The sequence below is a fragment of the Paraburkholderia sp. NMBU_R16 genome, assembly GCF_013282575.1.
Lineage (GTDB): Bacteria > Pseudomonadota > Gammaproteobacteria > Burkholderiales > Burkholderiaceae > Trinickia.
Genome location: NZ_JAAAYE010000043.1, coordinates 1 through 21,763 on the forward strand (window position 1 = coordinate 1; position 21,763 = coordinate 21,763).

The 21,763-nt window shown below is 62.8% G+C and carries 18 protein-coding genes, 1 tRNA gene and 1 pseudogene; 8 read left to right on the plus strand and 12 right to left on the minus strand.

Going from position 1 to position 21,763, the window contains the following annotated elements; translation table 11 throughout:
• Window positions 1–129 precede the first annotated feature (129 nt).
• The 4 genes and pseudogenes from GWC77_RS20115 to GWC77_RS20130 form a co-directional block, all read left to right on the plus strand.
• Window positions 130–582: pseudogene (locus GWC77_RS20115) on the plus strand (amino acid ABC transporter permease); the annotation flags it as partial.
• Window positions 579–1,340: an amino acid ABC transporter ATP-binding protein gene (locus GWC77_RS20120; RefSeq protein ID WP_173259913.1), complete on the plus strand. Its 762-nt coding sequence runs from the start codon at window positions 579–581 to the stop codon at window positions 1,338–1,340. The pseudogene GWC77_RS20115 and the gene GWC77_RS20120, both read left to right, overlap by 4 nt.
• The gene (locus GWC77_RS20125) at window positions 1,337–2,644 is read left to right on the plus strand and encodes an FAD-binding oxidoreductase (protein ID WP_173259914.1); all 1,308 of its coding nucleotides are present in this window, start codon (window positions 1,337–1,339) and stop codon (window positions 2,642–2,644) included. Before GWC77_RS20120 ends, GWC77_RS20125 begins: the two co-directional genes overlap by 4 nt.
• Before the next feature lie 305 nt (window positions 2,645–2,949).
• The gene (locus GWC77_RS20130) at window positions 2,950–4,080 is read left to right on the plus strand and encodes a DSD1 family PLP-dependent enzyme (RefSeq protein ID WP_173259915.1); all 1,131 of its coding nucleotides are present in this window, start codon (window positions 2,950–2,952) and stop codon (window positions 4,078–4,080) included.
• 85 nt (window positions 4,081–4,165) lie between these two features.
• On the opposite strand, the gene GWC77_RS20135 is transcribed toward GWC77_RS20130, so the two are convergent.
• Together GWC77_RS20135 and GWC77_RS20140 are read right to left on the minus strand one after the other, a co-directional pair.
• Entirely contained in the window at window positions 4,166–5,623 is a 1,458-nt protein-coding gene (locus tag GWC77_RS20135; RefSeq protein ID WP_173259916.1) for an aldehyde dehydrogenase family protein, read from the minus strand.
• 84 nt (window positions 5,624–5,707) lie between these two features.
• Window positions 5,708–6,112, minus strand: a complete 405-nt coding sequence (locus tag GWC77_RS20140) for a RidA family protein (protein ID WP_173259917.1) — start codon at window positions 6,110–6,112, stop codon at window positions 5,708–5,710.
• Window positions 6,113–6,279: 167 nt separating this feature from the next.
• On the opposite strand from GWC77_RS20140, the gene GWC77_RS20145 reads away from it, so the two are divergent.
• Window positions 6,280–7,200, plus strand: a complete 921-nt coding sequence (locus tag GWC77_RS20145; protein WP_173259918.1) for a LysR substrate-binding domain-containing protein — start codon at window positions 6,280–6,282, stop codon at window positions 7,198–7,200.
• A gap of 145 nt (window positions 7,201–7,345) precedes the next feature.
• Window positions 7,346–8,287: a LysR family transcriptional regulator gene (locus GWC77_RS20150; RefSeq protein ID WP_173259919.1), complete on the plus strand. Its 942-nt coding sequence runs from the start codon at window positions 7,346–7,348 to the stop codon at window positions 8,285–8,287.
• Between the two features lie 36 nt (window positions 8,288–8,323).
• On the opposite strand, the gene GWC77_RS20155 is transcribed toward GWC77_RS20150, so the two are convergent.
• The 4 genes from GWC77_RS20155 to gltX form a co-directional block, all read right to left on the minus strand.
• Window positions 8,324–9,118: a substrate-binding domain-containing protein gene (locus GWC77_RS20155; RefSeq protein WP_173259920.1), complete on the minus strand. Its 795-nt coding sequence runs from the start codon at window positions 9,116–9,118 to the stop codon at window positions 8,324–8,326.
• A gap of 13 nt (window positions 9,119–9,131) precedes the next feature.
• On the minus strand, window positions 9,132–10,433 hold the full coding sequence (locus GWC77_RS20160; protein WP_173259921.1) for an MFS transporter: 1,302 nt from the start codon (window positions 10,431–10,433) through the stop codon (window positions 9,132–9,134).
• Window positions 10,434–10,846: 413 nt separating this feature from the next.
• Window positions 10,847–10,922, minus strand: a tRNA-Ala gene (locus GWC77_RS20165).
• A gap of 107 nt (window positions 10,923–11,029) precedes the next feature.
• The gene (gene gltX, locus GWC77_RS20170; protein ID WP_173259922.1) at window positions 11,030–12,439 is read right to left on the minus strand and encodes a glutamate--tRNA ligase; all 1,410 of its coding nucleotides are present in this window, start codon (window positions 12,437–12,439) and stop codon (window positions 11,030–11,032) included.
• A gap of 301 nt (window positions 12,440–12,740) precedes the next feature.
• Between gltX and GWC77_RS20175 the strand changes: the two genes are divergently transcribed.
• The gene (locus GWC77_RS20175) at window positions 12,741–13,622 is read left to right on the plus strand and encodes a patatin-like phospholipase family protein (protein ID WP_173259956.1); all 882 of its coding nucleotides are present in this window, start codon (window positions 12,741–12,743) and stop codon (window positions 13,620–13,622) included.
• 116 nt (window positions 13,623–13,738) lie between these two features.
• Here the strand turns inward: GWC77_RS20175 and GWC77_RS20180 are convergent, their stop codons facing one another.
• The 5 genes from GWC77_RS20180 to GWC77_RS20200 all read right to left on the minus strand — a co-directional run bounded on the left by GWC77_RS20180 (window position 13,739) and on the right by GWC77_RS20200 (window position 20,294).
• On the minus strand, window positions 13,739–14,425 hold the full coding sequence (locus tag GWC77_RS20180; RefSeq protein WP_173259923.1) for a C40 family peptidase: 687 nt from the start codon (window positions 14,423–14,425) through the stop codon (window positions 13,739–13,741).
• Window positions 14,426–14,561: 136 nt separating this feature from the next.
• Window positions 14,562–16,196 carry an ABC transporter ATP-binding protein gene (locus tag GWC77_RS20185; protein WP_173259924.1) on the minus strand — a complete coding sequence of 545 codons (1,635 nt, stop codon included), beginning with the start codon at window positions 16,194–16,196 and terminating at the stop codon, window positions 14,562–14,564.
• Window positions 16,193–17,224, minus strand: a complete 1,032-nt coding sequence (locus tag GWC77_RS20190; RefSeq protein ID WP_173259957.1) for an ABC transporter permease — start codon at window positions 17,222–17,224, stop codon at window positions 16,193–16,195. Before GWC77_RS20190 ends, GWC77_RS20185 begins: the two co-directional genes overlap by 4 nt.
• An 82-nt stretch (window positions 17,225–17,306) precedes the next feature.
• The gene (locus GWC77_RS20195) at window positions 17,307–18,353 is read right to left on the minus strand and encodes a microcin C ABC transporter permease YejB (RefSeq protein WP_173259925.1); all 1,047 of its coding nucleotides are present in this window, start codon (window positions 18,351–18,353) and stop codon (window positions 17,307–17,309) included.
• Between the two features lie 51 nt (window positions 18,354–18,404).
• Window positions 18,405–20,294 carry an extracellular solute-binding protein gene (locus GWC77_RS20200; RefSeq protein WP_173259926.1) on the minus strand — a complete coding sequence of 630 codons (1,890 nt, stop codon included), beginning with the start codon at window positions 20,292–20,294 and terminating at the stop codon, window positions 18,405–18,407.
• A 126-nt stretch (window positions 20,295–20,420) separates the two neighbouring features.
• Between GWC77_RS20200 and fabI the strand changes: the two genes are divergently transcribed.
• Window positions 20,421–21,215: an enoyl-ACP reductase FabI gene (gene fabI / locus GWC77_RS20205; RefSeq protein WP_173259927.1), complete on the plus strand. Its 795-nt coding sequence runs from the start codon at window positions 20,421–20,423 to the stop codon at window positions 21,213–21,215.
• A gap of 133 nt (window positions 21,216–21,348) precedes the next feature.
• On the opposite strand, the gene GWC77_RS20210 is transcribed toward fabI, so the two are convergent.
• Window positions 21,349–21,690: a hypothetical protein gene (locus GWC77_RS20210; protein WP_173259928.1), complete on the minus strand. Its 342-nt coding sequence runs from the start codon at window positions 21,688–21,690 to the stop codon at window positions 21,349–21,351.
• Between the last annotated feature and the right edge of the window lie 73 nt (window positions 21,691–21,763).

Here is a 21,763-nt window from a genome sequence, read left to right on the forward strand (position 1 = left end):
TTGCCGCATTCTGCCGCAACCAGCCATACCTCAGCTTGTCGATTCAGAGCGCCTCAAGGGTTCGCTGCGCCGGGCTTACGCCCGCCCTTGACCCGCTAACATCACCCACTCGGAATTCAAAAGAGGCCCTTTTACATTTATTTCGTATTGCCTGACATTGGGATTCAGTTGAGCGCGTTTCAGGCCGGCGTCATCGGGCTCGGGATCGCGTACTCCGCCTATCAGGCCGAAAACTTCCGCGCCGGCATCGAGGCCGTGGACGCCGGCCAGCACGAAGCCGCTCAAGCGCTCGGTATGCGCGGTGGGCTCATCATGCGCCGCGTGATCCTGCCACAGGCCTTCCGTATCGCGTTGCCGCCCTATGGCAATACGCTGGTGATGATGCTCAAGGATTCGTCGCTCGTTTCCACCATTACGGTGGCGGAAATGACGCGCGCGGGGCAGCTGATCGCCTCCTCGACTTTCCAGAACATGACCGTTTATACGCTCGTCGCGTTGCTGTATCTCTTGATGAGTTTGCCGCTGGTATACGGACTGCGCAGGCTCGAGCGCCGTATGGGCGCCGGCAGGAATGAACCATGATCGAGATTCGCGGGTTGCACAAACATTTCGGCGATCACCATGTGCTGCGCGGCGTGAGCCTCGATGTCGACAAAGGCGAAGTGGTCTGCCTGATCGGCCCGTCCGGCTCGGGCAAGTCCACCGTCCTGCGGTGCATCAACGGGCTCGAGTCGTACGATGGTGGCGAGATCGTTGCATTCGGCGAACGCGTAGACCGGACCAGCAAGTCGATTCATACGCTGCGAAGCCGCATGGGTATGGTATTCCAGCGGTTCAACCTGTTCCCCCACCGCACCGTGCTCGAGAATGTGATGGAAGGCCCCGTCTACGTGAAGCGCGAACAGCCCGGCGCGGCCCGCGCCAAGGCGATGGCGCTGCTCGAGAAAGTTGGGCTCGCCACCAAGGCACAGGCCTATCCCAATCAACTCTCCGGCGGTCAGCAACAACGCGTCGCCATTGCGCGGGCGCTGGCGATGGAACCCGAGGCCATGCTGTTCGACGAGCCCACTTCCGCGCTGGATCCCGAACTCGTGGGCGATGTGCTCGAAGTCATGCGCAGACTGGCAAGTGAAGGCATGACGATGATCGTGGTGACGCACGAGATGGGCTTTGCGCGCGAGGTGGCCGATCGCGTCTGCTTCCTCCATAGCGGCACCATCGTCGAGGCGGGCACTGCATCACAAGTACTGGGCGCGCCGCGCGAGCCGCGGACGCAGGATTTCCTGCGCCGCGTGCTGCACCGGCCCGCTGACGTGGCAACGGGGGAAGCAGGTCTATGACCGTACCGCGCACCGACTCAGGAAAGACGAGCGAGCCGCTGCCGCCTTCGCTGTGGGCCGCCACGGCCCCTGCCGCGTCGGCCGCCCCCCCGTTGCTCGAATCGACGGCCACGGACGTGCTCGTCATCGGCGGCGGCTATACCGGCCTTTCCACTGCGTTGCACCTGGCCGAACGCGGTGTCGGAGTGACGGTGCTGGAGGCCAATGAACCCGGCTGGGGCGCGTCGGGCCGCAATGGTGGACAGGTGAACCCGACACTGAAGCACGACCCGGACGACCTCGTGCGCATGTTGGGTGCCGAGCGCGCGGAACCGTTGATCGATGCGATATCGCGTTCGGCGGATCTCGTCTTCGATCTGATCGATCGGCATACCATCGACTGTCAGCCCGTACGAGCTGGCTGGCTGCAATTGTCCTATTCGGAGAAAAGCGTTCCGGCCATGCATGCGCGCGCGCGGCAATGGGGGCGGCGCGGCGTGCCCGTCGAGTTGCTCGACCGGGCCGCCGTGGCTCAGCGCGTGGGCACGGAAGCGTTTGCGGGCGGTTGGCTCGATGGCCGTGCGGGTGCCATTCAGCCATTGGCGTATGCACGCGGGCTCGCGGGTGCCGTGCAAAAAGCCGGAGGCACTGTGCACGCGCGAACGACCGTCGCCAAGCTGGAGCGGCAAGGCACGCGCTGGATCGCGATCACTTCTGAAGGCAACCAAGTGCGCGCCGAGCGTGTCGTGATCGCCACCAACGGCTACACCGGCTCGTTATGGCCGGGCTTGGCGCAGACCGTCCTGAGCGCCAACAGCTTCATCGTCGCCACGCGGCCGCTGAGTGCAGCGCACGCGCAAGTCATTCTCGCTCGCGGCGAAACCGCTTCGACCTCACAGCGGCTGCTGCTGTATTTCCGCAAGGATGCAGCGGGCCGCTTGTTGATGGGTGGACGCGGCTTCTTCACCGAGCCGCGCGGTCCGGGTGATTTTGCGCATCTCGAACGCTCGCTCGAATTGCTTTTTCCGCAGTTGGGGCCGCTCGATTACGAATATCGCTGGGCCGGGCGAATTGCCATTACGCGGGATTTCATGCCCCATATTCACGAGCCGGCGCCGGGTGTGACGATGGCTCTTGGGTGCAATGGTCGCGGCATTGCGCTCTGTACGAGTCTCGGTCGGCACATCGCGGAGCGGCTCGCGGGCAGCGGCAACCGGTTTCCGTATCCGCAATCGCAGATGACTCCGATTCCGCTGCATGGGCTTCAGCGCTTTTACATTGCGGCGGGGGTCGCGTGGTACAGCCTGCTGGACAAGTTCGGCTGAGCGCGATGTTGGTCAGCCCGTCGTTGATCTTCGACAGCAACGCGGCATTACCCTCGTTCACGCCACAACCGTGCCCTTCAAATCCTGGATCGTTAACGCGATAGCTTGACGCCGCCCACGCGACGGTCTCGTCTCGCACCGCCCTGCCGCGACAGGACTCTAGTGCTCGAACATTCAATATGGCTTAACGCCCGATTTATCAGTCGTTAAGCACAAATTCTCGGTGCGCTTTTATAGTGGCCCATCCGAATGCGCGATGTGGGCACAGCGATGCCGATCGCGCGACGAATCGCCAGGAGCCACAAATGGATTTGGAGTCGTTGAATACGCCCGCCGCATTGATCGATATCGCGCGGATGAACCGCAACATCGAGCGGATGCAGCAACGCATGGATACACTCGGCGTGAGCTTCCGGCCGCACGTCAAGACGAGCAAATGCGCGCAGGTGGTTCAGGCGCAAATCGATGCGGGCGCACGCGGCATCACGGTATCCACACTCAAGGAAGCGGAGCAACTCTTCGCATGCGGCATCCGCGATATCGTCTACGCCGTCGGCATGGCCCCGAACAAACTACCGCAGGCGCTCACGCTGCGCCGACAAGGCTGCGACTTGAAAATCGTCGCCGATAGCGTCGCCTGCGCCGAGGCCATCGTCGCCTTTGGACGGGCCAACGAAGAAGCGTTCGAAGTCTGGATCGAGATCGACGTGGACGGCCATCGTTCGGGCATCGCACCCGAGGACGACACGCTTGTCGCTGTCGCAACGACGCTCGTCAAAGGCGGCATGCGGCTTGGCGGTGTATTGGCGCATGCAGGCTCCAGCTATGAACACGATACGCATGAAGAACTGGTGCGGATTGCCGAGCAGGAGCGCTCGCGCTGCGTGCATGCCGCCGAGCGCTTGCGGGCGGCGGGCCTGCGATGCGATGTGGTCAGCATCGGGTCGACGCCGACCGCGCTGGCGGCGGAACATCTGGAAGGCGTGACGGAAGTGCGCGCGGGCGTCTACGTCATGTTCGATCTCGTCATGCACAACGTGGGCGTCAACGACACGTCCCAGATTGCGTTGACCGTCCTGACCACCGTGATCGGCCACCAGAAGGAAAAAGGCTGGGCCATCGTCGACGCGGGCTGGATGGCGATGAGCCGCGATCGCGGCACCCAGCGTCAGAAGCGCGACTTCGGCTACGGACTCGTCTGCCTCGAAGACGGGGAAGTGTTGAACGACTACCTGATGAGCGGCGCAAACCAGGAGCACGGCATCGTCTCCCGCTCGGGCGCGCCGGATCGCGAAATCGAACAGCGGTTTCCCATCGGGACGCGTCTGCGCATCCTACCCAACCATGCGTGCGCCACCGGAGCGCAGCACCCCGCTTATCAGGCCCTGGGCCCGGACGGCAGTGTCGAAACCTGGCCGCGCTTCTATGGCTGGTAAGGTGCGCAAAAATTCAAAGCCATGACAGGAGCGTTGCGATGAGGTACGCCTCGTCAGCGTCATCACGTCAGGCGTAGCCGTCGCTTCAATCGTAGTACCCGAGGATCGACTTGACCTCCATGTACTCTTCCATGCCTTCGATACCGTACTCCCGGCCGTTGCCCGACTGCTTGTATCCACCGAACGGAGCCTGCGGATCCCAGGCCGGATAATTCAGATGCACCTGGCCCGACTGAATTTGCGCGGCAACGGCGCGCACGAGCGCCTTGTCCGCGCCTTGGACGTGCGCGCCCAGCCCATACACCGTGTCGTTCGCAATAGCGATCGCTTCTTCGACCGAGTCGTAGGCCAGGATGGCCAGAACCGGCCCGAAGATCTCCTCCCGAGCGATCGTCATATCGGCACGAACGTCGGAAAAGATGGTGGGTCGCGTATAGAAACCCCTGCTGAACCCCTCGGGCCGTCCGGGCCCTCCCACGATCAGTTTGGCCCCTTCGTCGATGCCCGCTTCGATCATCGTCTGCACTCTGCCGAACTGCGCGCGATTGGCCAGGGGGCCATGCGTCGTCGCATCGGCAAAAGGATCGCCGACGATCATCTGCTCCACTGCGGCGACGGCCAACGCGTCCACCTGCCCCAGCGCGGCGCGCGGTACGATCAAACGCGTCGGCGCGCTGCACGACTGGCCCATATTCCGGAACGCGGCGGCAACGCCGAGCGAGATGGCGCGCGGCAGATCGGCGTCGGGCAACAAGACGTTCGGCGACTTGCCGCCAAGCTCCTGCGCCACGCGCTTGACCGTCGGAGCAGCCGCTTGTGCAACCAGCACGCCGGCACGCGTGGACCCGGTGATCGAAACCATATCGACCTGCGGGTGTGACGCCAGCAAGGTTCCGACTTGCGGGCCCGTGCCCGTCACCAAATTGAATACGCCCGGCGGGACGCCGGCGTCCGCGATGACTTCGGCAAAGAGCAATGCACTGAGCGGCGAGAGTTCACTGGGTTTGAGGACCACCGTGCAACCTGCCGCGAGCGCGGGGCCGACCTTCGCGGTGATCTGATAGATGGGCCAATTCCACGGCGTGATCAGCGCGCACACGCCGATCGGCTCGCGAACGACCGCGGTCGTACCGCGCTGAACGCGGAACGGGTAGCTGGCAAGATTATCGCGCGCAACGCGGAGATGTTCGGCAGCGAGCGGCACATGCGCAGTGCGCGCATAGCTGATCGGCGCGCCCATTTCCGTCGTCAACGCCGTGGCGAACAACTCGGCGCGCTCGAGCATCGAGGTATGAACGCGGTCGAGCAGCGCGGCACGCTCTTGCGGCGAAGTCGCCGACCAAGCTACGAGCGCTTTGCGCGCCGCGAGCACCGCCTTCTCAGCGTCGCGCTCGTTTCCCAGCGCGGTCTCGCAGATCTCGTCTTCCGTGGAAGGCGAGACGACTGGGATTCGCTCCGCACTCTCGGGCGCCACCCATTGCCCGCCGATAAAGAACCGGTCCAGCCGTCCCGCTTGCATGAGGTGACGAACAGGTGAAGTCATTGCAGTGTGTCCTTGAGTCGATACCATTCGCCCACGAACGGCAACAATTGGCAGACTTGCGCCGCACCGATTCAATCGGACCGACTACACCAAAGCCACCGCCTCGACTTCGATCTTCAGACCAAAATGCAGCGCGGGAACCGGGACCACGGCGCGAGCGGGTCTCGCCTCTCCGGCCCAACGCGCGTATATCTCGTTGAACGCTGCCCAATACTCGATATCGACGATATAGACACGGACCTGAGCCAGTTTCGTGACGTCGCTGCCCGCACCGGCCAGCGCCGAAGCGAGATTGGCCAACACCTGCTCGGCCTGGGCTTCGAACGGCTTGTCCGTGAGTTTGCGTCCGGTCGAGTCGATCGGCAGTTGGCCCGACACGAACACCAGCCCGCTCGCGATCGAGACGTGGCTGTAGTGGCCGCCGGGCGTTGCAAGCCCCGCCGGGTTGATCGTCGTCGGACACCGCTCGCCATGTTCTGTTTTATCCATGTGGACCGCTCATAGGGGTAAGAAGCTTGCCGGCCGCTGTCCGCACGGAGTCGGCATGCTGGCGGATTTGCGGATACCGCACGGCGCCAAGCGCACGTTAGCCACTATAAAAAAAATTATCTTTCCCGGGTTTAAGATTCGATGAATCGATCGTTAATAGGTGCTTAATGCTTCAATTGGAAGACATGCAACTGCTCCGCGCGCTCGGTGCGTCGCAATCGCTTGCCGCGGCCGCGAGGCTGCTGGATCTCACACCGCCCGCGGTCACGGTGCGGCTACAGCGCATCGAGGAGCGCGTGGGGGTGCGCCTTGCCACGCGCGCGGCCAGGGGAATTTCGCTCACTGACGAGGGCCGGCGCCTCGTTCAGGAAGCCATCGACATCCTGGAGCGGATCGAGTCGATTCCTTCCCGCATTTCCGGAGAGGCGAGCGGCGTGAGCGGCCATCTGCGCGTCGTGGCGCCGTTCGGGTTCGGTCGCGAATATGTCGCACCGCTGATTCGCGACCTGCATCGCTCGCACCCGAAGCTCGCGATTTCGCTCATCTTGGTTGAAAGCCCGCTCGCTTGCGCGTCGGGTGCGGACGTCGTCATTTCCATCGGCCACATCAAAGGGTCGTCCTGGATCGGACATTATTTGGCGCCGAACGACCGCATTTTGTGTGCGAGCCCCGCCTTGGCGCGCAGCCTGTCCAAGCTCAAGCACCCGTCCGAGCTGACCCTGCACGCCTACCTGACCTTGCGAGAGAACGATGAAGACGTGACCCGTCTGCGTTTCACTCAACACGATGCCGCGGGCAAACGCATGAGCAAAGCCGTCACGGTTCGGTTGAACAGCGCATTGTCTTCGAACGATGGCACCGTCGTGAGGGATTGGGCGATGGACGGCCTAGGCGTCGTCGCGCGCTCCGAATGGGATTGCGCGCGGCTGATCGCGGAGGGAAAGCTCAAGCGCGTGCTGCCGGCATGGCGCCTCGAACCCGCGCCAGTCATCGCCCTCACGCCCACGCGTCAGGGCTTGACGATCCGTCAGCGTGTGTTTTTGGAAGCCGCGAAACATGCCTTCAACCCCGCGCCCTGGCGGAAATGATCTTTGGATCGATAACCGGAAAAAACATTGCGGCGAGGGTCGTGTGGCATAGCCTGCTCGACAACTTTCGCTGAGCGCGATCGTCCAAGGGGCGAAGGCGGCCCACCTCATGCACAATGGCGTTTTCGACAAGTGAGCGCATACGGTGGCCATCCACTTGGATCTGAACGATCTGCAGGCCTTCACCGCGGTGGTCAAGCTGGGCAGCTTCCGCAAGGCCGCCGAATCGATCAACATCTCCCAACCGGCCCTGAGCCGACGCATCGACAAGCTCGAAGAAGCACTTGGCGCTCGGCTGTTCGAGCGCACGACGCGCCGTGTGTACCTGACGACGGTTGGTCAAGCCTTCGCGCCGAGCGCCGAGCAGTTGCTGGACGACCTCGATGCGGCGCTGCTCAGCATCCGCGAAGTGTCTTCGAGCCGCCTCGGGCATGTGACGATCGCGTGCGTGCCGTCGGCTGCGCACTATTTTCTGCCGGCCGTCATCGCGCAATATCGCGTTCGCTATCCACGTATCCGCGTCAAGCTCTTCGATGCAAGCTCGAACGAAGTGTTGAACGCGGTCAAGAACGGCGAAGCCGACTTCGGCGTCGGCTTCGTCGGCAGTCAGGACGCTGACATCGAATTCAAGCTGTTGCTGCAAGACCGCTTCGTCGTGGCGTGCCGGCGCGATCATCCGCTGGCGGGCAAGAAGCGCGTTTCGTGGAGCGAGTTCTACCAACACGAATATGTATCGGTCGACAAGACGTCCGGCAACCGCCTGCTGCTCGACCAAGCGCTCGCGGCCGTCGCACCGCCCGCACCGAGCGTCTGCGAGACGCGCCACGTGACGACGGCGCTCGGGCTCGTCGAAGCCGGGCTCGGCGTCGCTGCCGTGCCGTCGATGGCGATGCCGCAGTCAGAGCATCCGTTACTGACGAGCGTGCCGCTCGTCGACCCGGTCGTCACGCGGCGCGTCGGTCTCGTACACCGGCGCGGCCGCCAGATGACACCTGCGGCACAAGAGTTCTACCGGATGGTTATCGACATCCAGGGCAAGCGCGGCGCACCCGGCGCCAAGAAACGAACCGCGCAACGGAAATCGTGAACCTCGCAGCGCGGCCCTGCCCGGTTGGACACCGGCTCAGTGTTCACCGACCGGCTGGAGCCCTGTCGATTCGACCGCCGGCCGGGCCTCGGGCGATGCGAGATAGTGAAGAAGCTGCTCGGCTTCCTGAGGATGCGATGCGCCGGCCGGGATGCCCGCTGCAAAGCGCGTGACGGACTGCACCGATTCGGGAATCGTGCCGACGAACGTGACGCCCTTCACGGGCAGCAACTCGCTGACCTGTTGAAAACCGACTTCGTAGTCACCGGTAGCGACCACCGATGCAACTGGAATCCGTGGGATCATCTTCGCCTTCGGCTTGACGTCGTCTTCGATGCCCAGTTTCTTGAAAAGCTCGCGTTCGATATATACGCCGCTCGCGCTGTCCGAATAGGCAATCGACTTCGCGTGCAACAGGGTTTGCCGCAACGCGTCGAGCGAACCGATGTCCGGTTTCGGCGCGCCTGCGCGCACCACCATGCCGATGCGCGAATCGGCGAGCTCGACGCGCGAGCCGGGGATGACCTTGCCCTCCTTGATAAGCTCGTCGAGTGCGTAGCCGACCATGATCACGACGTCGGCGGGCTCGCCGCGCGCGAGGCGATTCGGTATGGCGGCGGCGGACTTGCCCATCGACGGGCCCTGGACCGTTTCCAGCGTGTTTCCGGTTGCCGCGGCAAAGCGCGGGCCGAGCAACTGATAGGCCGCCGTGAAGCCGCCAGAGGTCATCACATGCAGTTCCGCGCTTTGCACGTGCGCGGCTGCAAGCGCGCCGGCCAAAAACGCGACGGTAACGAACTTCCGCAAAACGGATCGAAGGGTGCGCATCATCGTACGGCGCCTCTTATTGGGATTGGACTGCGCCGAATGCGGCCGGCGAGCGACGGTACAGCACGAATGTTGCACAGCATGCGCAGGCGGCGGCGAAGCTGAGCCAGTACCCCGGTGCGGCCTTGTCGCCGGCCCAATGAATCAGCGCCGTGGAAACCGCGGGCGTGAACCCGCCGAATGCGGCGGTTGCCAAACTGTATGCGAGCGAGAAGCCGGCCACGCGAACCTCGGCTGGCATGATCTCCGTGAGCGCGACCACCATCGCCCCGTTATAGACGCCGTACATGAACGAGAGCCACAGCAGCACGCCCAGCATGCTCGCGAAGCTCGGTGCATGCGCGAGCCAGGACAGCGCCGGATACGCGGTCAGTACGGTAAGCACACTCATGCCAACCAACAGCGGACGGCGGCCGAAGCGGTCCGACAGCGCACCGCCGATGGGCAACCAGATGAAATTCGATACGCCGACAAACAGCGTGACAAGCAGGCTGTCGGCCGTGCTCAGGTGCAGCACCGTCTTGCCGAAGGTCGGCGCGTAGACGGTGATGAGATAGAAGCTCGTGGTGGTCATCGCGACCAGCATCATGCCGGCGAGCACGGTCGCCCAATGGCGGGCCAACGTGAGGAACACCTCGCGCAGATGGGGCCGGTGCTTTCGTTGCTGAAACGCTTGCGTTTCGGCGAGATTGCGGCGCAGCGCGAAGATGAAAGGCACGATCAGGCAGCCGACGAAGAACGGCACCCGCCATCCCCATGTAGCGATCATGCCTTTGCTGAGCCACTGGTTCAGCGCGAAACCAAGCGTGGCCGCCACGACGATCGCGACCTGCTGGCTTGCCGATTGCCAGCTCGTATAGAAACCTTTGCGACCCGGCGCCGCCATCTCGGCCAGGTAGACGGAGACACCGCCGAGCTCGGCACCGGCCGAGAAACCCTGGAGCAGACGGCCCAGCAGCACGAGAGCGGGCGCGGCGAGACCGATGCTGGCGTAACCGGGCACGAAGGCAATGAGAATCGTGCCGACAGCCATCAGCGAAAGCGTGACGATCAGGCCTTTGCGGCGGCCGACATCGTCGATATAGGCGCCGAGGACGATCGCACCGATCGGCCGCATCAGAAAGCCGGCGCCGAATACCGCGAAGGTCATCATCAAGGAAGCGAACTCGCTCGACGACGGAAAGAAAACCGCGGCGATTTGCGTGGCATAAAAGCCGAACAGGAAAAAGTCGAACTGCTCGAGGAAGTTGCCGGCGGTCACGCGCAGTACGGTTGCGCTTGTGCTGCGTCGATTGGATGCGACGGCTGCTTGTGGCATCGAGGTGTCTCCGGATGGTTCTGGTCGATACGCCGCTCGCGGGTCATGTGTCTGAGCTGCTGGGCGAATGCGCATTGTTCTTCGGAACCGTCTCCGATGTGAAGTGCAAGTTTTGGATGGATTGATGCGTGGCGTCGATCAATCGATGAAGTTGGCGGATGGCACGATGCGAGTTTCAGCGGTCCCCCGCCCGCGGTCATCAATCGCCACGACAACAGCGGTCTTCGTAGTGGGCTTGGGATAGGTGCCGCGCTGACGCTGCACGACGCGCTGGTCCGGCCTGCCCGGACGCTTTGGGTACGTGCAAACTGGACACGACGGAACGGCGGAGAATTCTACGGACCGTAGAAAAAGATAAAGCCCCGATTTCTCAGGGCTTTTCTGACTACTGCGACTGTCTGCGGACCATGTCTTGGTGGAGGTAAGCGGGATCGAACCGCTGACCTCTTGCATGCCATGCAAGCGCTCTCCCAGCTGAGCTATACCCCCTTGCAGAACAGAAACGAGATTTTAGAGGCCAATTCCTGGTTTGTAAATACCCTTCGCGGACCGACGCACGATTTTTTATCGCAGCGCTCGAGCACGCCAACCAGATGTCACGCTCGCACGTGCTTTTCGATCCGGCTCACCACGACGTCGCGATCGAACAGCGCCAACACCGCGTCGATCGACGGCGTATGGGTCGTCCCAACCACGACCAGCCGCAGCGGCATCGCGAGCTGCGGCATCTTCAGCTTGTGTGCGCCGAGCGTCGCCTTCAACGCGGCCGCGATACCCTCTTTCGTCCACTCGGCCGCACGCAGTGCGGCCGCAAGGTCGGCAAGCGCCGGGCGCACCGTATCGGTCAGATGCTGCGCGAGCGCCTCGGCCTCAGGCGCCGGCTCCCGATAGAACATGAGCGCGTTTTCGACGATCTCCTTGATCGTCGTCGCCCGATCCTTCATCAGCGCGATCACGCTCGCAAGCAACGGCCCTTTCGCCAGCGTCGCATCGTCGACGCCGCACTCCGCAAAAAACGGCAGCGCGAGCCCGGTAAGCCGGGCGTTGTCGGCTTCCTTGATGTAGTGGTTGTTGAGCCAGTTGAGCTTGTTGTGATCGTATTGCGCCGGCGACTTGCCAAGATGTTCGAGATCGAACCATTCGACGAACTGCTCGCGCGAAAAGATCTCAGCGTCGCCATGCGACCAGCCCAGACGCGCGAGATAGTTGAGCACGGCCTCCGGCAGGTAACCCGCATCGCGATAACCCATGACGCTCATGGCACCATGGCGCTTGCTCATCTTCTCGCCGGCTTCGTTGAGCACGGTCGGCAAATGCGCGTAGACCGGCGGCTCCGCCCCCAACGCACGCAGAATGTTGATCTGACGCGGCGTGTTGTTCACGTGATCGTCGCCGCGGATCACATGCGTGATGCGCATGTCGAGATCGTCGACGACCACGCAGAAGTTATAAGTCGGCGTCCCGTCGGGGCGCGCGATCACGAGGTCGTCAAGTTCCTCGTTCGAAATCTCGACCCGGCCCTTCACCGCATCGTCCCAGGCCACCACGCCGGTAAGCGGATTCCGGAAACGGATGACGGGCGCCACACCGGCTGGCGGCGTCGGCAAAGTCTTGCCGGGCTCCGGCCGCCAGGTGCCGTCGTAGCGCGGCTTCTCACCGGCCTCGCGCTGACGTTCGCGCAACGCATCGAGTTCTTCCGTCGACATGTAGCACGGATAAGCGAGACCCTGCTCGAGCATTTGCGTGACCACTTCGCGATAGCGGTCCATGCGCTGCATCTGATAGAACGGCCCTTCGTCGTAATCGAGGCCGAGCCACGCCATGCCTTCGAGAATGGCATCGACGGAGGCCGACGTCGAACGCTCGACATCGGTGTCTTCGATCCGCAGCACGAAGGTCCCCTTCATCTTGCGCGCAAAGGCCCATGGATAGAGCGCCGAGCGGATGTTGCCAAGGTGGATGAAACCGGTGGGGCTGGGTGCGAAACGGGTGCGGACGTTGGACATGGGCGGATTTCGCGCGATGGATACACGCATAGCGAGCAAACGGAAAGAGACCGCGATTATACCCGGCCATACCGAAGCCCCGCAGCGGCGCGGTTCGCCGGGACGTGCCGCGCATGAGCCGCGCTTTGCCTTATGATGTGCCCGCGCACGACATTGCGCACGCCGCGCTCCAGCTCGCGCACGGTGCGCATCATGGCCGCAGGAGATATCGTTGAAACCCGCTTCCCCCCGCTCTACTTTGCCGCAACCACCGCAATCGTCCGGCTTGTCCCGGCGCAACTTCTCGCTGGCCTGCGCCTCCATGCTCGTCGGCGCTTGTGCATCGGCACCGCCGAAAACGAACGAGAACCCGCCCGTCGCATCCGCGCCCGAGCGGCCGCTTCGCATCGGGCTCGCGCTCGGCGGCGGCGCCGCGCGCGGCTTCGCCCATATCGGCGTCATCAAGGCGCTCGAAGCGCGCGGCATCACGCCCGATCTGCTGTGCGGTACGAGCGCGGGCTCGGTCGTCGCCGCGCTCTATGCGTCGGGCATGAATGGCATCGCGATCAACAAGCTCGCGTTGACGATGGATCAGGCTTCGATCAGCGACTGGGCGATGCCGTTCCGTACGCGCGGCTTCTTGCAAGGCGTTGCATTGCAGAACTACGTCAACACGACGCTCGCCAATCGGCCGATCGAGAAAATGGCACGCCCGCTCGGCATCGTCGCCACCGATTTGCGCACGGGCCAGCCGATTCTCTTTCAGCGCGGCAACACAGGTGTGGCCGTACGCGCCTCATGCAGCGTTCCGTCGATTTTCGAACCGGTCAAGATCGGCGGCCACGAATACGTGGATGGCGGACTCGTCAGCCCCGTACCCGCCTCGTTTGCGCGGAGAATGGGGGCCGATTTCGTGATCGCCGTCGATATCTCCGCCAACCCGGAGAGCGCGCTTACGCAGAACTCATTCGACGTACTGCTTCAGACCTTCACGATCATGGGGCAGACGATCAAAACCTACGAACTCGAAAAATACGCGGACTTCGTGATTCGTCCGAATCTGGCCGCGATGAGCGGCAGCGATTTCGGACAGCGCAACGCGGCGATCCTCGCGGGCGAGGAAGCGGTCGCCAAGGTCTTTTCGCAACTGGAGCAAAGGCTGGCAACGGGCCACGTACGGGCCGCTTCCGTGCCCGCGTCGTAAAACGCGCGGCGCAGAGGGCTGGAACCGAACGACAAAACCCGCTGCCGGCTTACACCTGCAGCGGGTTTAGACAAACGAAGAGCCCGCCCGCCGCAACTGCGGCGAGCCGGTCGTAATCAGTTGCCGGCCGTCGCGTCCATCGTCGCGCTCACGCGCTGACGCAATTCGTCGGCCTTGACGGGAAAGCGCGACTCGATGCGACGAGCACCCGTGAAGCGCTTTTCCCAATAGCGGTCGTCCAGATCGTCGACGCGAATCGTGCTGCCGGTGGACGGCGAATGCACGAACTTGTTGTCGCCAATATAGATGCCGACGTGGGAGAACGTGCGACGCATCGTATTGAAGAACACCAGATCGCCGGGCTTCAGGTCGCTGATGCGGACCTTTTCGCCGACGCGGCTCATTTCTTCGGCACGGCGCGGCAGCGCGAGACCGAGGGTGTCCTGGAATACGTAGCGGACGAATCCGCTGCAATCGAGCCCCGAATCAGGGGAATCGCCGCCCCAGCGGTAACGTACGCCAATCATGTTCAGTGCGCCGACGACGACATCACCCGCCTTGCCCGCCATGCCCGAGAAAAAGGCTTTGGCGCGGCCGGCGCGGGTCGTAGGCGCCGCTGCTTGCGAATCGGGGGACGAAACTGAGGAAAGCGAGGTCGATTCTGCGCGAATCGGATAGGCGGTGCTTTGCGACAACGTGTTCGCTTCATCCGCGAACGCACCGGGTGCTGCGCTCATCAAGACGCCAACGAACATTCCGGTGACGACGCGCGCGCAAGCCTGGGCAAAGTATCGGTGCTGCATCGGTCGGTAGGATTTGCTTAAGAATCAGGGATCTGCGAGGGGTTCTGCGGAAAGTTTGGACGATACTAGCCAGGATGTAACCAGTTGTCAAAACAAATTAAAAAAAACAATCGGGGTACCGTCATAATTGTCGCGATCATCCTTGCATGCTCGCCGCGAGGAGCTTTTGCGTATACGGATGCTGCGGTTTCGAGAATATCTTTTCGACGTCCGCCGTCTCGACGATCGCGCCGTCCTGCATGACGGCCACGCGATGAGCCATTGCCCCGATGACGGCCAGATCGTGGCTGATGAAAATGAATGCAAGGTTGTATTTCTGTTGCAAGGCGCTCAGCAGCGCCAACACCTGCTGCTGAATGGACACGTCGAGGGCGCTCGTCGGCTCGTCGAGTACCAGAAGTCGCGGCTCCAGTATGAGGGCGCGAGCAATTGCAATCCGTTGTCGCTGACCGCCCGAGAACTCGTGCGGGTAGCGCGCGAGCACGGTCCGATCCATCCCCACTTCCCGCAATATCGCCACGACCTTTTCGCGTCGTGCGGCGGCGCCGAGCTCCGGCCGATGGAGCGCCAGCCCTTCGCCCACGATGCGTTCGATCGTATGGCGCGGCGAAAGCGAACTGAATGGATCTTGAAAGACGACCTGCATATTGGAACGCAGCGCCGTCTTTGCCCGCCCTCGATAGCTTGCGAGCGGCTGGCCTTGAAATTCGATCGTCCCGAACGCGGTGCGTTGCAAGCCGAGCAACGCCATCGCAAGCGTAGATTTGCCCGAACCCGATTCGCCGACGATGCCGAGCGTCTCGCCCTGGCGCACCGCCACGCTCGCATTCGATACCGCCGCAAAGCTGCCCGAATGAAACCAGCCTCTCATGCCGGGCAAGCGAGTCCGGAATGCGACCGATACGTCGCGCGCTTCGAGCACCGCGGGCGAGATCGGCAGTACGGGTTGCACCGAACGACGCGGGCGGCTTTCGATGAGGCGGCGCGTGTAGGCGTGCTGAGGCGCTTCGAAGATCCGCTCGACGGGGCCGCATTCGACAAGCACGCCGTGCTCCATGACGGCCACCCGCTCGGCGAACCGCCGCACGAGGTTCAGATCGTGCGTGATCAACAGCACGGCCATCCCGCGCTTGGCCGCTTCCTCGCGCTGCAACTCGAGCAGCAGATCGACGATCTGCGCGCGAATCGTGACATCGAGCGCTGTCGTCGGTTCGTCCGCGAGCAGCAGGCGCGGACGGCACGCGAGCGCCATTGCGATCATCGCGCGCTGCCGCTGCCCGCCCGACAATTGGTGCGGATAACTGAGAACGCGCTTGTTCGGCTCGGCAATGCCGGTGCGCGCAAGCAATGCCACGGCGCGCCGGCGCGCTTCGGCGGGCGCGATGCCGTCGTGTGCGACGATCGTCTCGGCTATCTGCTCCCCGATCGTATAAAGCGGATTGAGCGCCGTCATCGGCTCCTGAAAGATCATCGCGATATCGGAGCCGCGCAGCGCGCGCATGTCGCGTTCGCTCTTGGCGTTGAGATCGGCCCCGGCGAACCGGATGGCGCCGCTCACTTGCGCATCGCGCAGCAGTCGCAGAATGGCAAGCGCCGTGACGGTCTTGCCCGAGCCCGATTCGCCGACGAGCGCGACGCGCTCGCCGCGGCCGATCGCAAGCGTGATGTCATTCACAGCAATGGCCTCGCCGAAAGCGATGCTGAGTCCTTCGATCGACAGCAGCGGCGCCCCGTTCGCGTCCATGACCGGGTTGCTATGCGCCGCGCTCATTGGTTGCCTCCCGCTCGCATGGCATCGGCGAGCCGCGTATCGAGTGCGTTGCGCAGCGCATCGCCCATGAACGTCAACAGCAGCAGCGTGGCGACGAGCACGCCGAATGTCGATAACGAGATCCACCAGGCGTCGAGATTCGCTTTGCCTTCCGCCAGCAACTCGCCAAGGCTGGGCGTCGGCGGGGGCACCCCCAGGCCGAGAAAGTCGAGGCTCGTCAGCGCGAGAATCGAGCCGCTCATCCGGAACGGCAAGAACGTGATGACGGGGGTCAGGCTGTTCGGGAGTATGTGACGCCAGATGATCTGCCAGTTGCTCAGGCCCATGGCGCGCGCCGCTCGCACGTAGTCCTGTGTACGATTACGCAGAAACTCGGCGCGTACGTAATCCGACAGCCCGATCCAGCCGAAAAGCGAAAGCAGCACGATGAGCAGCACGAAGCTTGGCTCGAAGATCGACGCGAAGATGATCAGCAAATAGAGTTCGGGCAGCGCGCTCCAGATCTCGATGAGCCGTTGGCCGAGGATATCGGTTCGGCCTCCGAAATATCCCTGGACCGCGCCGGCCAGGATGCCGAGCACACTGCCGATCAGCGTCAGGATCAACCCGAATTCGACTGAAATGCGAAAACCGTAGAGCAGTCGCGCGAACACGTCGCGCCCTTGCTGATCCGTGCCAAGCCAGTTCTCGCGCGACGGCGGTGCGGGATTCGGCTCCTTCGAAAAATAGTTGAGCGTGTCGTAGTAGTAATGGTTCGGCGGATAGATCGCGAAATTGCCGGGCAGATCGAAGCGGCGGCGCACGTACGGGTCGAGATAATCGGCGGGCGTCGGGAAGTCGCCGCCGAACGTCGTCTCGGCATACGTCTTCGCGAGCGGAAAATAAAATTGGCCCTGATAGCGCACGACGAGCGGTTTGTCGTTCGACCATAGCGGCCCAGCGAGGCTCGCGACGAACGCGATACAAAAGACAATCAAGCTCCAATAGCCGATCCGTTGCCCTTTGAAGCGCCGCCAGAGGCGCCGCATCGGCGTGGGCGAAGCCAACGCTTCCGCGATCTCGCTGCGCGGCTGCGCGTCTTGCCCGATATGAGGACGGACTCGGCCCACGTCAACGCTCCAGTTGTTCGAATTGAATACGCGGATCGACCCAGACGTAGCAGAGGTCGGAGATCAGCTTGGTTGCGAGCCCGATCAGCGTGAAGACGTAAAGCGTGCCGAGCACGACGGGATAATCGCGCCGCACGACGGATTCGTACGAAAGCAGACCCAGGCCATCGAGCGAAAACAGCGTTTCGATCAGCAAGCTGCCCGTGAAAAACGCACCGATGAATGCGGCGGGAAAGCCGACGACGAGCGGCAGCATCGCATTGCGGAATACGTGTTTCCAGAGCACGCGTTTCTCGCTGAGACCTTTCGCCCTGGCGGTCAACACGTATTGCTTCTTGATTTCGTCGAGAAACGCATTCTTGGTCAGCATCGTGACGATGGCAAAGCTGCCGACCACCGATGCCGTGACGGGCAGCGCGATGTGCCAAAGATAATCCACGATCTTCGCGCCGAACGAGAGCTGGGCGAAATCGTCCGAGACCAGTCCCCGCAGAGGGAAGAACTGCCAGAACGAGCCCCCCCCGAACAGCACGAGCAGCAGCACGCCGAGTACAAAACCCGGGATCGCATATCCGACGAGCACGATCAGGCTCGACACCACATCGAACGGCGAACCGTTGCGGACGGCCTTCGCGATGCCGAGCGGCACGGAAATCAGATAGGTCAGGAAAAATGTCCAGAGACCAATGCTGATCGATACGGGCAGCTTCGATATGACGAGCGACCAGACGCTACGGTGATGGAAGTAACTCTGCCCGAGATCGAAGCGCGCAAATTGCGAGAGCATCAGCCAGTAGCGTGTCAAAGGCGGCTTGTCGAAACCGTATAGCGCCTTCAATTGCGCGATCTGCTGCGCGTCGACGCCGTTGTGCGCGCGCAAGCCGAACGGCGGCGGCTGCCCCTCCTGGGCCGCTCCCTTGCGCAATTCATAGGCCGCCTGCTCGACCGGCCCGCCCGGCACGAATTGAATCACGGCAAACGTGACGGTGAGCACCCCGACGAGCGTCGGAATCATCAACAGCAACCGCTTGAGAATATAGGCCCACATAATCGGTTATCCGTCAGCTTGTATGCACATCAACGCGTTTTAGCGGCGCATTCAGCGCGCGCTATCGGCACTCGATTCGACGCCTGCCCGCTTGTCGGGCTCGCGCCACCACGTCGATACGATCCAGTCCTCGGCGGAATAGTACAGCGGCAGCGTCCGCGGATAATGCAGGTCGCGCCGGTAGGCGATTCGATGCGTGGTGCTGAACCATTGGGGAATGACGTAATAACCGTGCATGAGCACCCGGTCCAGCGCATGCGCCGCATTCACGAGCTCGTCCTTGGTCTGCGCATGCACGAGCGCATCGAGGATCGCGTCGACGGCAGGCGATTTGAGTCCGCCCATATTGTCCGAGCCCTGCTCGTCGGCCGAGCGGCTGCCGAAGCGCGAGACCTGTTCGACGCCGGGAATCTGCGTGCCCGGATTACGCACGATCGTGACATCGAAATCGAAGGCGTCATAGCGTTTTTGAATCAGCGCGAAATCGACTGTTCGATAGATGGCGCGAATGCCGAGCTTCGCGAGGTTGCGGATATAGGCGGCAATGACGGGCTCCATCGACGCCCCCTGCCCCGAATCCTCGAGGATCTCGAAGACGAACGGCTCGCCCTTGGCGTTGCGCAAGGCGCCGTCGCGATAGGTCCAGCCCGCTTGCGCGAGCAACGCGCGCGCCTTGCGCAAGTTGCCGCGCAACGAGTTCGGCGGGTCCGTGCTCGGCTGCACCGGCATAGGCCCGAACACCGCGGGATCCAGTTGTGCGCGCAACGGTTCGAGCAACTTCAGCTCGCCGGGGCCAGGCGCTCCCCTCGCCTGCAACTCGCTATCGGCGAAGTAGCTGTCGAGCCGCGTGTACGCGCCGAAAAAAAGGCGCTCGTTCAGCCATTCGAAGTCGAATGCAAGATCGAGCGCCTTGCGTACGCGCAAGTCCTGAAACAGGGACCGACGCAGGTTCAACACGAAACCCTGCATCCCCGCGCCATTGTGCTGCCGGAATTCGCGCTTGATGAGTTCGCCGTCGTCGAAGCGTTTGCCGACATCGCGCCGCGCCCAGTTACGCGCGATGTATTCGACGAGCGCGTCGTATTCGCCGGCCTTGAAAGCTTCGAGCCTCGCCACACTGTCGGCGTAGAGCTTATAGGTGATGCGCTCGAAGTTGTTCGTTCCAACGCGGACCGGCAACGCCGCGCCCCAGTACGACGGATCGCGCCGATAGGTGATCGTATGGCCGCCGTCGTACTGCTCGATCAGATACGGTCCGCTGCCGATCGGTTTGTCGAACGCGAGTTGATCGAACGGTATGTGCGTGCCGTCGGCGCGCAGGCCCCACTTGTGCGAAAACACGGGCACGCCGCCGGCGATCAGCGGCAATTCGCGGTTCGCCTGCTTGAATTCGAAGCGAACGGTCGACCGATCGACGACGATCGCGCGCGCGATATCGGCGTAGAAGGCGGCGAACTGCGGAGCGGCTTGCCGGCTCTTGAGCGTATCGAACGAATACTTGACGTCCTCGGCAGTCACCGGATCGCCATTCGAAAAGTGCGCTCGCGCATCGATATGAAATGTCACCGAGCGGCGGTCGGGCGCGATGCGGATATCGTCGGCCAGCAAGCCATATGCCGAAGCCGGCTCGTCGAGGCTGCCCGTGGTCAGGCTCTCGAACAGCATGCCGATGCCGGGAGCCGGGTTGCCGCGCATCGTGAACGGGTTGAACTTGTCGAAGCTCGTGAGACGGCTCGGGTTGGCAAGCACGAGCGTGCCGCCTTGGGGCGCATCGGGGTTGACGTAGTCGAAGTGCGCAAAGCCCGGGGGATACTTGGGCGTACCGAATTGGGCGATGGCATAGGCTGCCTCGACCGGGGCGGACACACCGAACGCGCATGCGAACCCGAACAAGACCAACAGCCAACGCAGCGCGGCGGTTCGTCGCAAACCTGTCGTCATAAGCACCTATGCTCGAGCGGGGATGGCGATATGAGAGAATTGCGCAAATTGTACTGAAAAACCATTCGCCGGCCGCCCGATCGCTTACGCGCCGCCGTGCAAGGCATACCTGACATAGGAGAATTCATGGGCTTTCTCGCTGGAAAACGCATTTTGCTGACCGGTCTGCTGTCGAACCGCTCGATTGCCTACGGCATCGCGCAAGCCTGCAAGCGCGAAGGCGCCGAGCTCGCTTTCACCTACGTCGGCGAGCGCTTCAAGGATCGCATTACCGAGTTCGCCACCGAATTCGGCAGCGAACTCGTGTTCCCTTGCGATGTGGCCGACGATGCGCAAATCGAAGCGCTCTTCTCCTCGCTGAAGCAACACTGGCCGAGTATCGACGGTCTCGTGCATTCGATCGGCTTCGCCCCGCGCGAGGCAATCGCCGGCGATTTTCTCGATGGTATGACGCGCGAAAACTTCCGCATCGCGCATGACATTTCGGCTTACAGCTTCCCCGCGCTCGCAAAGGCCGCGCTGCCGATGCTGTCGCAAGACGCATCGCTGCTGACGCTGTCCTATCTCGGCGCCGAAAAAGTGATTCCGAACTACAACACGATGGGCGTCGCCAAAGCCGCTCTCGAAGCGTCGGTGCGCTATATGGCCGGTTCGCTCGGCGCGCGCGGCGTGCGCGTGAATGCCATCTCCGCCGGCCCCATCAAGACCCTCGCGGCAAGCGGGATCAAAGGCTTCGGCAAAATCCTCGACTTCGTCGCCGAAAACGCACCGCTCAAGCGCAATGTGACGATCGAGCAGGTCGGCAATACAGCCGCCTTTCTGCTGTCCGATCTCGCAAGCGGCGTCACGGCCGAGATCATGCATGTCGATAGCGGTTTTCACGCCGTCGTGGGCGGGATGGCATCTTTACCGGCCGAATAAGTTCGGCGGGCCGAGAGCCTCTCGGCTCCCAGCATTGCCATCATGGAAAACCGCCCACCGGAGAGTCACGGTGGGCGGTTTTTTCATATGGGCGCGGTGCGGAGACCGCCTGTCAGCCTATCAATAGGCGCGATCAGTCATGCCCACGACCGTGACCGCGGCCATGGCCACGGCCATGCCAGTGGTCGTCGTCCCAATCGGGGCCGCGGCCATGATGGCGGTACCAATCCTCGCGCTCCCAATAGCGGCGCCCGTCCCAGTAACGATCGCCGTGCCATCCAATCACGATCGCCGGCGCCGGTGCATAGACCACCGGCGGGGGCGGCGCATAAACGGGCGCGGGGGCGACATACACAGGCGCGGGCACGCCGATGTTCACGCCCACGCTGACATCCGCGGCCATCGCCGCGCTCGACGCGCCTGCGATCAGCGCAACCGCGAGGCCCCCAACAATGCGTGTGTTCTTGGTAGTCATGACATAACCCCCGTCCGTCATACGGTAATTCGATGAGCGGACTATACCCCAGAGCTTGCCGGCGCATGTTTCG

Coding starts and splice junctions, on each gene's coding strand:
- GWC77_RS20120 (WP_173259913.1), top strand. CDS start 579: ATGATCGAGATTCGCGGGTTGCACAAACATTTCGGCGATCACCATGTG.
- GWC77_RS20125 (WP_173259914.1), top strand. CDS start 1,337: ATGACCGTACCGCGCACCGACTCAGGAAAGACGAGCGAGCCGCTGCCG.
- GWC77_RS20130 (WP_173259915.1), top strand. CDS start 2,950: ATGGATTTGGAGTCGTTGAATACGCCCGCCGCATTGATCGATATCGCG.
- GWC77_RS20135 (WP_173259916.1), bottom strand. CDS start 5,623: ATGACTTCACCTGTTCGTCACCTCATGCAAGCGGGACGGCTGGACCGG.
- GWC77_RS20140 (WP_173259917.1), bottom strand. CDS start 6,112: ATGGATAAAACAGAACATGGCGAGCGGTGTCCGACGACGATCAACCCG.
- GWC77_RS20145 (WP_173259918.1), top strand. CDS start 6,280: ATGCTTCAATTGGAAGACATGCAACTGCTCCGCGCGCTCGGTGCGTCG.
- GWC77_RS20155 (WP_173259920.1), bottom strand. CDS start 9,118: ATGATGCGCACCCTTCGATCCGTTTTGCGGAAGTTCGTTACCGTCGCG.
- GWC77_RS20160 (WP_173259921.1), bottom strand. CDS start 10,433: ATGCCACAAGCAGCCGTCGCATCCAATCGACGCAGCACAAGCGCAACC.
- gltX (WP_173259922.1), bottom strand. CDS start 12,439: ATGTCCAACGTCCGCACCCGTTTCGCACCCAGCCCCACCGGTTTCATC.
- GWC77_RS20175 (WP_173259956.1), top strand. CDS start 12,741: ATGCTCGTCGGCGCTTGTGCATCGGCACCGCCGAAAACGAACGAGAAC.
- GWC77_RS20180 (WP_173259923.1), bottom strand. CDS start 14,425: ATGCAGCACCGATACTTTGCCCAGGCTTGCGCGCGCGTCGTCACCGGA.
- GWC77_RS20185 (WP_173259924.1), bottom strand. CDS start 16,196: ATGAGCGCGGCGCATAGCAACCCGGTCATGGACGCGAACGGGGCGCCG.
- GWC77_RS20190 (WP_173259957.1), bottom strand. CDS start 17,224: ATGCGGCGCCTCTGGCGGCGCTTCAAAGGGCAACGGATCGGCTATTGG.
- GWC77_RS20195 (WP_173259925.1), bottom strand. CDS start 18,353: ATGTGGGCCTATATTCTCAAGCGGTTGCTGTTGATGATTCCGACGCTC.
- GWC77_RS20200 (WP_173259926.1), bottom strand. CDS start 20,294: ATGACGACAGGTTTGCGACGAACCGCCGCGCTGCGTTGGCTGTTGGTC.
- fabI (WP_173259927.1), top strand. CDS start 20,421: ATGGGCTTTCTCGCTGGAAAACGCATTTTGCTGACCGGTCTGCTGTCG.
- GWC77_RS20210 (WP_173259928.1), bottom strand. CDS start 21,690: ATGACTACCAAGAACACACGCATTGTTGGGGGCCTCGCGGTTGCGCTG.